An 11,831-nucleotide genomic window follows, 5' to 3' on the forward strand; every position below is an offset into this window, starting at 1 on the left:
ATGTCAAAAGGGCATTCGCTACAAGACCCTTACTTGAATACTTTACGTAAAGAGAAAGTTGGGGTTTCCATCTATCTGGTCAACGGTATCAAACTGCAAGGCACGATCGAGTCGTTCGACCAGTTCGTGATCCTGCTGAAAAACACCGTGAGCCAAATGGTTTACAAACACGCTATCTCGACAGTAGTGCCGGTTCGTCCAATTCGTCTGCCTAGCGCAACCGAATCCGAAGCAGGTGACGCTGAGCCAGGTAACGCCTGATAGGAGTCTCCTTTGTTCTTTGAGCGCCACGGTGGTGGTGAACGAGTGATCCTCGTTCACTTGGATGGACAGGACCCTGAGGCGCGCGAAGATCCGCAGGAGTTTCAGGAATTGGCTAATTCGGCCGGCGCCGAGACCGTTGCGTTTTTTAACGTACCGCGTCATCGGCCAACCGCCAAATTTCTGATCGGCAGCGGCAAGGTCGAGGAGCTGCGCGACCTGGTCAAGGCTGAAGAAGCCGATCTGGTGATTTTCAATCACATCCTCACGCCCAGTCAGGAACGTAACCTCGAACGTGTTTTCGAGTGTCGCGTGATCGACCGTACGGGTCTGATTCTCGATATTTTTGCCCAGCGCGCCCGCACCCATGAAGGCAAGCTCCAGGTTGAACTGGCTCAGCTTGATCACATGAGTACGCGGCTGGTTCGCGGCTGGACTCACCTTGAGCGTCAGGGTGGCGGTATCGGCATGCGCGGTCCGGGTGAAACCCAGCTGGAAACCGACCGCCGTTTGCTGCGGGTTCGCCTGCGCCAGATCAAGGGCCGGCTGGAGAAAGTGCGCAGCCAGCGCGAGCAATCGCGACGCGGCCGTTCCCGTGCGGATATTCCGACCGTGTCTCTGGTGGGATATACCAACGCCGGTAAATCCACGCTATTCAACAACGTGACGAAATCCGACGTCTACGCGGCCGACCAATTGTTCGCCACGCTGGACCCGACCCTGCGCCGTCTGGAACTGGACGATCTGGGGCCGATTGTTCTGGCGGACACGGTGGGCTTCATTCGACACTTGCCGCACAAGCTGGTCGAGGCATTTCGGTCTACCCTCGAAGAGTCGAGCAATTCCGATCTGCTGTTGCACGTGATCGATGCGGCCGAACCGGATCGCATGTTGCAGATCGAGCAGGTGATGGTGGTGCTGGGCGAGATTGGTGCCCAGGACTTGCCGATCCTCGAGGTCTATAACAAACTCGATTTGCTTGAAGGCGTTGAGCCACAAATCCAGCGCGACGAAAACGGCAAGCCCCAGCGGGTCTGGCTGTCGGCGCGAGATGGCAGTGGTCTGGAATTGCTTGAGCAAGCCATTGCCGAGTTACTTGGCAGTGATTTGTTTATCGGTACCTTGCGCTTGCCGCAACGATTCGCGCGACTGCGTGCGCAGTTTTTCGAACTCGGTGCGGTGCAGAAAGAAGAGCACGACGAAGAAGGCATCAGTTTGCTGGCCGTTCGTTTGCCCCGGGTCGAGCTGAATCGACTGGTAAGCCGCGAAGGATTGCAGCCGATGGAATTCATCGAGCAACACACTTTGCAATAAAAGCCTGACAAAGCGGTTGTGCCGCAACGGCAGGCATTCTGTAGCATTGGTCGGCGCGCCGTGGGTGCGTCTTTGCTTTATCAGATGGAGAGCGCTATGGCTTGGAATGAGCCGGGTGGCAACTCGAATAATCAGGATCCTTGGGGTGGCAAGCGCCGCAATAACGGCGACCGCAAGGGACCACCGGATCTCGACGAGGCCTTCCGAAAGCTGCAGGAAAGCCTGAACGGGTTGTTCGGTGGTGGTAAGAAACGCGGTGGTGACGACGGCGGTGGTTCGGGCAGGAGTGGTGGCGGCTTCGGCGGTCTGCTCGGCATCGGCCTCGTCGTGCTCGCGGCTGTCTGGCTGTACAGCGCGGTCTACGTGGTCGACGAGCAGGAGCAAGCCGTGGTGCTGCGCTTCGGCAAGTACTACGAGACGGTCGGCCCGGGCCTGAACATCTACTTCCCGCCGATCGATAAAAAGTACATGGAAAACGTCACGCGTGAGCGTGCGTACACCAAGCAGGGCCAGATGCTGACCGAAGACGAGAACATCGTCGAAGTGCCGCTGACCGTGCAGTACAAGATCAGCAATCTGCAGGATTTCGTGCTGAACGTTGATCAGCCGGAAATCAGCCTGCAGCACGCGACCGACAGTGCTCTGCGCCACGTGGTGGGTTCGACCGCCATGGACCAGGTGCTGACCGAAGGTCGTGAGTTGATGGCCAGCGAAATCAAGGAGCGTCTGCAACGCTTCCTCGACACTTATCGCACCGGTATCACCGTCACCCAGGTCAACGTACAGAGCGCAGCGGCACCGCGTGAAGTGCAGGAAGCCTTTGACGACGTGATCCGCGCCCGTGAAGACGAGCAGCGTTCGCGCAACCAGGCTGAAACCTACGCCAACGGCGTCGTGCCGGAAGCGCGTGGACAGGCCCAGCGTATCCTTGAGGATGCCAACGGTTACCGTGACGAAACGGTCTCGCGCGCCAAGGGTGAAGCTGATCGCTTTACCAAGCTGGTCGCCGAGTACCGCAAGGCACCTGAGGTTACCCGCCAGCGTCTGTACCTGGACACCATGCAGGAAGTCTTCAGCAATACCAGCAAGGTACTCGTGACCGGCAACAAGAACGGCCAGAGCAACTTGCTTTACCTGCCGTTGGACAAAATGATTCAGAACAGTTCGGGCAGCAATGCACCGGTCACCGGTTCGGCTGCCGCCAGCAACAACACGGACGTCACGCCGCATGTCACTGACCTGCCGCAGTCGCGCACAAGGGAGACCCGCTGATGAGCAATAAATCGCTGATCGCCCTGATCGTTGGCGTTGTTGTGGTACTGGTGGGCTGGAACTGCTTCTACATCGTGGCTCAGACCGAGCGTGCGGTGCTGCTGCAATTCGGTCGCGTGGTTCAGGCCGATGTTCAGCCAGGCCTGCATGTGAAAGTGCCTTACGTTAACCAGGTGCGTAAATTCGACGCGCGTCTGATGACGCTGGATGCACCGACACAGCGCTTCCTGACCCTGGAAAAGAAAGCCGTGATGGTCGATGCCTACGCCAAGTGGCGCGTGAAAGATGCCGAGCGCTTCTACACCGCGACGTCCGGCCTCAAGCAAATCGCCGACGAGCGTCTGTCCCGTCGTCTGGAATCCGGTCTGCGTGACCAGTTCGGCAAGCGCACCCTGCACGAAGTAGTGTCGGGCGAGCGTGATGCGCTGATGGCTGATATCACTGCGTCGCTGAACAAGATGGCGGAAAAAGAGCTGGGTATCGAAGTTGTCGATGTCCGGGTCAAGGCCATCGATCTGCCGAAAGAAGTAAACCGCAGCGTGTTCGAACGTATGAGCACCGAGCGTGAGCGTGAAGCTCGCGAGCACCGCGCCAAGGGTAACGAACTGGCAGAAGGCATTCGTGCCGACGCCGATCGTCAGCGCCGCGTGCTGCTGGCTGAAGCCTATCGTGAATCCGAAGAGATTCGCGGTGACGGCGACGCCCAGGCCGCTGCGATCTACTCCAAGGCCTACGGTCAGGATCAGGAGTTCTACGGTTTCTACCGTAGCCTGCGTGCCTACCGTGAAAGCTTCGCGAACAAATCCGACGTCCTGGTCCTCGACCCAAGCAGCGACTTCTTCCGTTACCTGGAAAAGTCCAAGCCTTGATACGACGTTGACCTGAATCATTCCGCCCGGCGGCTAAAACCTCGGGCGGGGTGATCCTTTGGGAAAACGTGTGTATGATGCGGCAGCCGGGAAATTCCCGGCTTTTTTGCGTCTGCACGTTTGATTGCTGTTTTTTGTTGCAGGCATCGGGTTGAATGGCCCGAGAGTATTTCGAGGAAAGTGATGGGCGAAGCCGGTAACAGGCCTTTCGCCGCGTCGTTCATGCGCGTGCGTTTTGAACGGACCGGTCATTTTCTGCTTCACTCAAGGCTCGCCCGCAGGCTGGCCGCCCGGATCAAAGGGGAATGGCGTAATGGCAACGGTAGACCGCTGGCTGCTGCCAGATGGCATCGAAGAAGTACTGCCACCGGAAGCGGCGCGCATTGAAGTCGCGCGTCGTCAGGTGTTGGATCTGTTCCAGAGCTGGGGTTACGAGTTTGTCGTGACTCCCCATATCGAGTACCTGGAATCCCTGCTGACCGGCGCGGGCCAGGACCTGGATCTGCGTACCTTCAAGGTCATCGACCCGCAATCGGGCCGGCAGATGGGTTTTCGTGCCGACATCACGCCGCAAGTGGCGCGCATCGATGCGCACACCCTGCGTCGCGAAGGCCCGAGCCGTCTGTGCTACGCCGGCAGTGTGCTGCATGCCCAGCCGCGCGCGCTGTCCTCCTCGCGCAGCCCGATCCAGTTGGGCGCCGAGTTGTACGGCGATGCCAGCCCGAGCAGCGATGTCGAAGTGATCAGCCTGATGCTGGCCATGCTGCAACTGGCCGATGTGCCGGATGTGCACATGGACCTCGGTCATGTCGGCATTTACCGTGGTCTGGCGCGTGCTGCCGGTCTGTCCGGTGAAGTCGAGCAACAGTTGTTCGATGCGTTGCAACGCAAGGCCATCGACGAGGTCATTACCTTGACCGAAGGCTTGCCGGCTGACCTTTCCGGCATGCTGCGCGCGCTGGTTGATCTGTGCGGCGGCCGTGAAGTGTTGAGCGCTGCCCGCGAGCGTCTGGCCAATGCGCCGGCGCCGGTTTTGGCGGCACTGGAAGACTTGCTGGCGATCGCCGAACGTCTGTCGGCGCGCTTCCCGGAGCTGCCGCTGTACTTCGATCTGGGCGAGTTGCGTGGCTATCACTACCACACCGGTGTGGTGTTCGCGGTGTTCGTGCCGGGCGTTGGCCAGTCCATCGCTCAGGGCGGTCGCTACGACGACATCGGCGCCGATTTTGGTCGCGCGCGTCCGGCGACTGGCTTTTCCACCGATTTGAAAACCCTGGTGACCCTGGGGCGTGCTGAGATCGAGCTACCGTCTGGCGGTATCTGGATGCCTGACAGTACGGATGCGGCACTCTGGCAGCAGGTTTGCCAGTTGCGCAGTGAGGGTCAGCGTGTCGTTCAGGCGTTGCCTGGACAACCTTTGGCCGCCGCCCGTGAAGCGGACTGCGACCGGCAATTGATTCAGCAGAACGGGCTTTGGCAAGTATCGCCACTGGCTTCTTGAGTTTTCCTGCCGGCCATCGCCGGCACCAAGTTTGCGCGAATGAGGACAAGTGTTATGGGTAAGAATGTCGTAGTCCTGGGCACCCAATGGGGTGATGAGGGCAAAGGCAAGATCGTTGATCTGCTGACCGAACATGCTGCCGCCGTAGTGCGCTACCAAGGTGGCCACAACGCTGGCCACACATTGGTGATCGACGGCGAAAAAACCGTCCTGCACCTGATCCCGTCGGGCGTACTGCGCGAAGGCGTGCAGTGCCTGATCGGCAACGGCGTGGTGGTTGCACCTGACGCCCTGCTGCGCGAGATCACCAAGCTGGAAGAGAAAGGCGTACCGGTGCGCGAGCGTCTGCGTATCAGCCCGTCCTGCCCGCTGATCCTGTCCTTCCACGTGGCGCTGGACCAGGCCCGTGAAAAGGCCCGTGGCGAGCTGAAGATCGGTACCACCGGTCGCGGCATCGGCCCGGCGTACGAAGACAAGGTTGCTCGTCGTGGCCTGCGTGTTGGCGACCTGCTGAACATGCCGCGCTTCGAAGACAAGCTGCGTGAACTGGTGGATTACCACAACTTCATGCTGGTCGGTTACTACAAAGAGCCAGCCATCGAGTTCGAGAAAACCCTGGCCGAGTGCAAGGAATACGCTGAGCTGCTGAAGCCGCTGATGCTCGACGTGACGGCTGAGCTGCACGACCTGCGTCGCGCCGGCAAAGACATCATGTTCGAAGGCGCCCAGGGTTCGTTGCTCGACATCGATCACGGTACCTACCCGTACGTGACCAGCTCCAACACCACCGCTGGCGGCGTTGCGACCGGTTCGGGCGTTGGCCCGATGTTCCTGGATTACATCCTGGGCATCACCAAGGCTTACACCACTCGCGTCGGTTCGGGTCCGTTCCCGACTGAGCTGTTCGACGACGTCGGTGCGCACCTGGCCAAGCAAGGTCACGAGTTCGGCGCGACCACCGGCCGTGCCCGTCGTTGCGGCTGGTTCGACGCCGTTATCCTGCGTCGCGCTATCGACGTGAACAGCATTTCGGGCATCTGCCTGACCAAGCTGGACGTACTCGACGGTCTGGAAACCATCAACATCTGCGTCGGCTACAAAGATGCGCAGGGCAACGCCGTTGCGCCGACCGACGCTGACAGCTACGTAGGCCTGCAGCCTGTGTACGAAGAAGTGCCGGGCTGGACCGAATCGACTGTGGGCGCCAAGACCCTGGAAGAGCTGCCAGCTAACGCTCGTGCCTACATCAAACGCGTTGAAGAGTTGATCGGCGCGCCGATCGACATTATTTCGACGGGCCCGGACCGCAACGAAACCATCGTTCTGCGTCATCCGTTCGCTTGATAAGTCGTTGATGTAAAAACACAAAGGCCCCTTCATCGGGGCCTTTGTCGTTTATGCCTGTTGGACGGCATGACCTTTGCTGTGAATCTGTCTACAAGAGTGCCATCAAATTAATGGCGTCAGAAGTAGAGGGATTCACAGTGTCGGCCGTTCTCTCACTGTTACAAAGCCGTTTGTTGCGGCCCGTGTTCGTTACCCTTGGTATCGCCCTTTTGGTGCAGGTGTTGGTGGCGGTTGCCCTGACGCGGAGCACTGTCACAGCGCTGGAAGCTGATTTGGCGGTGCGCCTCGGCGCCGACAGCCAGAAACTCTCCGGCGAGTTGGAGCAGGCCGGGCGGGAAGTCACCTCAAGCCTCGATGCGTTGTCCGCCAGTACCCGTCAGCGGCTGACTGCCGGACTGTCTTCGCGTCTGAAGGACGAGCAGGCGCAGTTGCGTGCGACGTTGGAGAAGGATCTGAAGGATTCGGCCAATGACATGGCGCAGTTGCTCGCCTCGGTGGCGCCGCGCGCCATGTGGGACAGCGACGTGCCGACCCTGTCCGAATTCGCCCGCCGCGCCCAGCGCAACCCCAACGTGCTGTTCGTGGTCTACGACGACGCCACCGGCCAGCACCTGACCCGTTATCTCAATCGCGAAAATCCGATCAACAAGGCTCTTCTTGAAAAAGGCCAGGGCGAGCGCGCGCTGGATAAAGTGCTGGATGCGGCGAAGAACGATCCGTCGGTTTACTACCTCGAAGCGTCGATCAATCCCAATGGTGTGGAAATCGGCAAGGTGCTGATGGGCGTTTCTACGGCTTCGGTGGAAACCGATCTGGCTGCGCTCGACAAGCGCTTCTCGGCGCTGATCGCCAGCAGTGATCAGTTGGTCGGCGACAGCCTCAAGGGGGCTGCGGCAGACAGCGCCAAGGCCATGCAAACACGTCTGCAGTCGGCCCAGTCCACGGCCACCGAGATGAAAGCCAATACCGCCAATACCGTTCAAGAGGCGGCTGCGACCCTGCGCTGGCGGATCGGCATGGGCCTGGCGCTGGTCGGTTGCGGCGTGCTGCTGTTGCTGGCGGTCGTGCTCGGCCATCGCGTAGTCAATCGTCTGAAGATGCTCAATGCCGCGATGGATGATCTGGCGGCGGGCGAGGGCGACCTGACCAAGCGAGTGCAGATCAACAGCAAGGACGAAATCGGCGACATGGCCTCGGCGGTCAATCGCTTTGTGGATAAGTTGCAGCCGATCGTGCGTGAGGCGGGCGATGTCGCGCAGCGTACTGGCGTCGAGATTGGCGCGATGACCCTGCGCAATGCCGGTGCGGATGCCGCGGCCGGGATGCAGCGTGATGAGGTGGCGGAGAGTCTGCGCGCACTGTCGCAAATGGCCGATGAGGCGCAGTCGGAAAGCCATGCGATGCAAGCGGCGTTGAAGCAGGTTGTGGATATTCGCCAGGCTACGGATGAAAACACTCGCACCTCTGCCAAGGTCGGCAGCTTGATCGAAGCGCTGGCGGGGCAGGTGGATACCGGGGCGAAAGTCATCGAGCGGCTGGCGCAGCAGAGCGAGCAGATTGAAGTCGTGCTGACGGTGATTCACGGGATTGCCGAGCAGACCAACTTGCTCGCATTGAACGCCGCTATCGAAGCGGCGCGTGCCGGTGAGACCGGCCGAGGGTTCGCCGTGGTGGCCGACGAAGTCCGGGCCCTGGCGAGCAAGACACAAAGTTCCACCGGCGACATTCAGGCGCACATCGTCGCGTTGCAGCAGGGCGCGCGGGAGGCGGTCGAGGCGATCGGTCAGGCCGGGCGTCAGGCCAGCGAAGGTTTGCTGGTATTGCGCGATAGCGCGCGGTTGCAGCAATCGGTGCAGACGTCGGTCGAGCAGGTGCACGCGGCGATTGGTCTGGCAACCCAGGCAGCGGCGCATCAAGCGCAAGGTGCGCAGGCGGTGCGCGGGCGGGTCGAGACGATTCATGCGCAGGCCGAAAAAGCGGCGCAGGCGGTGGTGGAGACCACGGCGAGTGGCAAGGTGCTGGACGGTCTGGCGGCGCAGCTGAAGGCGAGCCTTGGGCAGTTCAGGGCTTGAGGTTGTCTGGGCGGGCCTCTTCGCGAGCAGGCTCGCTCCTACATTAGATCGCGTTCCTCTGATGGAACTCGGTCAACATGTGGGAGCGAGCCTGCTCGCGAAAGCGGTATCAGCGGCTCAGATACATCCGAGTCGTCAGTAAATAAACCGGCAATCCCGATACCAAAATCAACAACGCCGCATAAGGCGCCGCCGCCGCAAACTCGACATTCGCGGTGTGCGCCCAGACCTCGGTCGCCAAAGTATTCAGCCCGGTCGGACTCAACAACAACGTCGCCGTCAATTCCTTCATCGCATCCAGAAACACCAGCGCAAACGCCGCGCCCAATGCCGGGAAGATGATCGGCAGCGTCACCCGACAAAACGCCGTGAACGACGAAGCGCCCAATGTGCGCGCGGCCTCTTCCAGCTGCGGCGCAGCCTTGTTCAGCGCCGTACGAATCGGCGCCTGCGCCAGAGGTAGAAACAGCAGCGCATACGCAATCAGCAGCAACCCCGACGTCTGGTACAGCGCCGGCACGTAGTGCAGGGCGAAATACACCAGCGTCAGCGCAATCACCAAACCTGGCAGAGCATGAAGCAAATACGGCAGCCGCTCGGCCCAGATCGCCAGTTGGCCTTTGTAACGCACCACCAGTAAACCGACCGGTACCGCGAGCATCAGACACAGCGCCGCGCCGCCGAGCGACAGCGCCAGCGACGACAGCAACGCCTCGGTGATCGCCGCCACCGGGAACGCCGCCGAGGAACCAACTGCGAGCCAATACGCCAACATGCCCAGCGGAATCCCGCTGCCGACAATCGCCAGCATCAGGCAATACAACTGACCGACTGCCGCCCATGGCCCCAGCCGAACCTGCTCAGCCTGACGCGCTGCGCCTTGCCCGGTGCGTACATGTCGGCCCTTGCCGCGTACACGCAACTCCAGCCACAGCAGCACCAGACACAGCGCCAGCAATACGGCCGACAGCATCGCCGCGTTGGCGTTGCTGAATTCCAGTTCGAACTGTTGATAGATCGCCGTGGTGAAGGTTTGCAGGCCGATGATCGACAGCGCGCCGAATTCCACCAGCATGTGCAAGGCGATCAGCAACGAACCTGCCAGCAGCGAAGGCCAGAGCAGCGGTAGCGTGACGCGAAAAAACACGCCCCAGCGATTCTGCCCGAGGGTGCGCGCCGATTCTTCAAGTGAAGGGTCAAGATTACGTAGCGTCGCCGCGACTGGCAGAAAGATCAGCGGATACTTTGACAGGCTCATCACCAGAATCGCCCCGCCAAGGCCCTCAAACTGTGCGCTCAAGGATACCCAGGTGAAGCTGCTGACAAACGCCGGCACCGCGAACGGCAGGCACAGAATCACGCCCCACAGACGCCGCCCCGGCAAATTGCTGCGTTCCAGCAGCCAGGCCAGCGACAGACCGATCACGCCACACGCAAGGGTTACGCCGACCATCAGCGCCAAGGTGTTGCGCAGCAATCCAAACACATACGGCCGCCACAACAGGTGCAGTGCTTCGGCCCAGCCGGCCTGCCAGGCTTTGAGCCCGACATAGGCCAGCGGCAACAGGCTCAGTACCACCAGTAACAACACCGGCAGCACCAGCCAGATCGAGGGCCGTTTGCGTTTTGGCACGTAACCCCCGCGCATGGCGGGGGCGGATAACGATGCGGCCATCAGTTCAAGCCAACTTCACGTTCCAGTTCCAGCGCTTCTTCAGCATTGCCCAGATCGGCCGGCGTGACGTTCGGTGCTTCCAGCTCGCTGAACGGCTTGAGCCCGCGATCCGATTCCATGCCTTTGTGCAGCGGGTATTCGGCGGTGGTCTGAGTGATCACGCGCTGACCTTCTTCGCTGGCCATGTAGGCGAGGAATTGCTGGGCTTCTTTGGGGTGCTTACTGGATTTCAGTACGGCAGCGCTGGACACGGTGATCAACCCACCAACGTCACCGCCGGTGAAGTAATGCAGTTTGGAGTCAAGCTTGCCTTTCTCGCGCTGCAGGGCGAACCAGTAGTAGTTGTTCACCAGCACGGTGGCGACTTCACCGTTCTCAACGGCTTTCAGGGCGACCATGTTGTTGCTGTAGGTCTTGCCGAAGGCGCGCAGGCCGGTCAGCCATTCTTCGGCGGCGTCGCGACCGTGCATCTTGATGATCGCCACGGCCTGTTCCTGGAACGCGCCGCTGGTGGGGACGAAGCCGACCTTGCCTTGCCATTGTGGATCGGAGAATTCCATCACCGATTTCGGCAGGTCTTTTTCATCGACCAGTTTCGGGTTGTAGGCCACCACGCGAACGCGCGCCGTCACGCCGATCCAGGTGCCGTTACCGGCCACATATTTTTCCGGAAGCACAGCCAAAGTGGCGCCATCGGTCTTGGCCAGCAGACCCAGTTCGCCGAGATTGTTCAGCGGGGGCGACTCTTCGGTGTAGATGACGTCGGCGGGGGAGCGGTCGCCTTCTTCGATGATCTGGCTGGCGAGCTGATTGCTGCTGCCTTTGCGCACGTTGACGTGAATGCCGGTCTTGGCTTCGAAGGCTTTGGCGATCGCGTCGCCGACTTCCTTGTGCTGGCCGTTGTAGAGAGTCAGGGAAACCGCGTCGGCAGCCTGGGTGAGGGGAGTGGCGAGCGCCAGGCCGAGGAGGGTGAAGGTCAAGCCTCGGCGCAGGGTATTTCGAAACGTCATTCGCAGGGTTCCTCACTGTCGCATTGCAAAAACTTGCAACAATGATAAACGATATTGTTTCTCAAGTGCGCCTTGTGGTGGGGCTGGCGTTTTGATAGGCGGGGTGATGATGGATTTCTGGAAGCCAGAAACGCAAAAACCCGCTTTCGCGGGTTTCTGTGAAATCCAGGGTCGTAACCTTGAATTTGAATTGGTGCCCAGAAGAAGACTCGAACTTCCACGACCGTAAGGTCACCAGCACCTGAAGCTGGCGTGTCTACCAATTTCACCATCTGGGCAATCATCGCAAGCGTTGCCGCTGTTGATGTGGCGCACTATACGGAGCACCTTTTGATCTGTAAACCCCTGATTTAATTTTAATAAATCAGTTTTAAGAAAACCCGGGCTTAGAATGCAAAAAACCCGCTTTCGCGGGTTTTGTGTGAGTCTTGAAACTGTTCTAGTCTCAAACTCGAAATTGGTGCCCAGAAGAAGACTCGAACTTCCACGACCGTAAGGTCACCAGCACCT

9 protein-coding genes and 1 tRNA gene are annotated in these 11,831 nt (G+C 60.0%); 7 read left to right on the forward strand and 3 right to left on the reverse strand.

Annotated features, from left to right (window positions below; translation table 11 throughout):
- From hfq to ACWR1S_RS03775, 7 genes are all read left to right on the forward strand, one after another.
- Entirely contained in the window at window positions 1–261 is a 261-nt protein-coding gene (gene hfq, locus ACWR1S_RS03745; RefSeq protein WP_007902656.1) for an RNA chaperone Hfq, read from the forward strand.
- A gap of 12 nt (window positions 262–273) precedes the next feature.
- Window positions 274–1,575, forward strand: a complete 1,302-nt coding sequence (gene hflX / locus ACWR1S_RS03750; RefSeq protein ID WP_095056368.1) for a ribosome rescue GTPase HflX — start codon at window positions 274–276, stop codon at window positions 1,573–1,575.
- Between the two features lie 96 nt (window positions 1,576–1,671).
- Complete coding sequence (hflK, locus tag ACWR1S_RS03755) at window positions 1,672–2,847, forward strand: FtsH protease activity modulator HflK (RefSeq protein ID WP_016984785.1); 1,176 nt, start codon at window positions 1,672–1,674, stop codon at window positions 2,845–2,847.
- Window positions 2,847–3,716 (forward strand): protease modulator HflC, encoded by an 870-nt coding sequence (gene hflC / locus ACWR1S_RS03760; protein WP_007950723.1) that lies wholly within the window; start codon window positions 2,847–2,849, stop codon window positions 3,714–3,716. Before hflK ends, hflC begins: the two co-directional genes overlap by 1 nt.
- Before the next feature lie 313 nt (window positions 3,717–4,029).
- Window positions 4,030–5,217, forward strand: a complete 1,188-nt coding sequence (locus tag ACWR1S_RS03765) for an ATP phosphoribosyltransferase regulatory subunit (RefSeq protein WP_034151638.1) — start codon at window positions 4,030–4,032, stop codon at window positions 5,215–5,217.
- Between the two features lie 54 nt (window positions 5,218–5,271).
- Window positions 5,272–6,561 (forward strand): adenylosuccinate synthase, encoded by a 1,290-nt coding sequence (locus ACWR1S_RS03770; protein WP_008078328.1) that lies wholly within the window; start codon window positions 5,272–5,274, stop codon window positions 6,559–6,561.
- A gap of 140 nt (window positions 6,562–6,701) precedes the next feature.
- Window positions 6,702–8,636 carry a methyl-accepting chemotaxis protein gene (locus ACWR1S_RS03775; RefSeq protein WP_454562469.1) on the forward strand — a complete coding sequence of 645 codons (1,935 nt, stop codon included), beginning with the start codon at window positions 6,702–6,704 and terminating at the stop codon, window positions 8,634–8,636.
- A gap of 109 nt (window positions 8,637–8,745) precedes the next feature.
- Here the strand turns inward: ACWR1S_RS03775 and ACWR1S_RS03780 are convergent, their stop codons facing one another.
- The 3 genes from ACWR1S_RS03780 to ACWR1S_RS03790 form a co-directional block, all read right to left on the reverse strand.
- Window positions 8,746–10,311, reverse strand: coding sequence for an ABC transporter permease (locus ACWR1S_RS03780; RefSeq protein ID WP_454562470.1), 1,566 nt, complete (start codon window positions 10,309–10,311; stop codon window positions 8,746–8,748).
- Window positions 10,311–11,321, reverse strand: coding sequence for an extracellular solute-binding protein (locus ACWR1S_RS03785; protein ID WP_454562471.1), 1,011 nt, complete (start codon window positions 11,319–11,321; stop codon window positions 10,311–10,313). Before ACWR1S_RS03785 ends, ACWR1S_RS03780 begins: the two co-directional genes overlap by 1 nt.
- A 191-nt stretch (window positions 11,322–11,512) precedes the next feature.
- Window positions 11,513–11,599 (reverse strand) — tRNA-Leu (locus ACWR1S_RS03790).
- Window positions 11,600–11,831 lie beyond the last annotated feature (232 nt).

The sequence above is a fragment of the Pseudomonas sp. AIG genome, assembly GCF_977020205.1.

Bases quoted from the DNA above. Each gene is read 5' to 3' on its own strand.
- hfq (WP_007902656.1), top strand. From the start codon at position 1: ATGTCAAAAGGGCATTCGCTACAAGACCCTTACTTGAATACTTTACGT.
- hflK (WP_016984785.1), top strand. From the start codon at position 1,672: ATGGCTTGGAATGAGCCGGGTGGCAACTCGAATAATCAGGATCCTTGG.
- hflC (WP_007950723.1), top strand. From the start codon at position 2,847: ATGAGCAATAAATCGCTGATCGCCCTGATCGTTGGCGTTGTTGTGGTA.
- ACWR1S_RS03765 (WP_034151638.1), top strand. From the start codon at position 4,030: ATGGCAACGGTAGACCGCTGGCTGCTGCCAGATGGCATCGAAGAAGTA.
- ACWR1S_RS03770 (WP_008078328.1), top strand. From the start codon at position 5,272: ATGGGTAAGAATGTCGTAGTCCTGGGCACCCAATGGGGTGATGAGGGC.
- ACWR1S_RS03780 (WP_454562470.1), bottom strand. From the start codon at position 10,311: ATGGCCGCATCGTTATCCGCCCCCGCCATGCGCGGGGGTTACGTGCCA.
- ACWR1S_RS03785 (WP_454562471.1), bottom strand. From the start codon at position 11,321: ATGACGTTTCGAAATACCCTGCGCCGAGGCTTGACCTTCACCCTCCTC.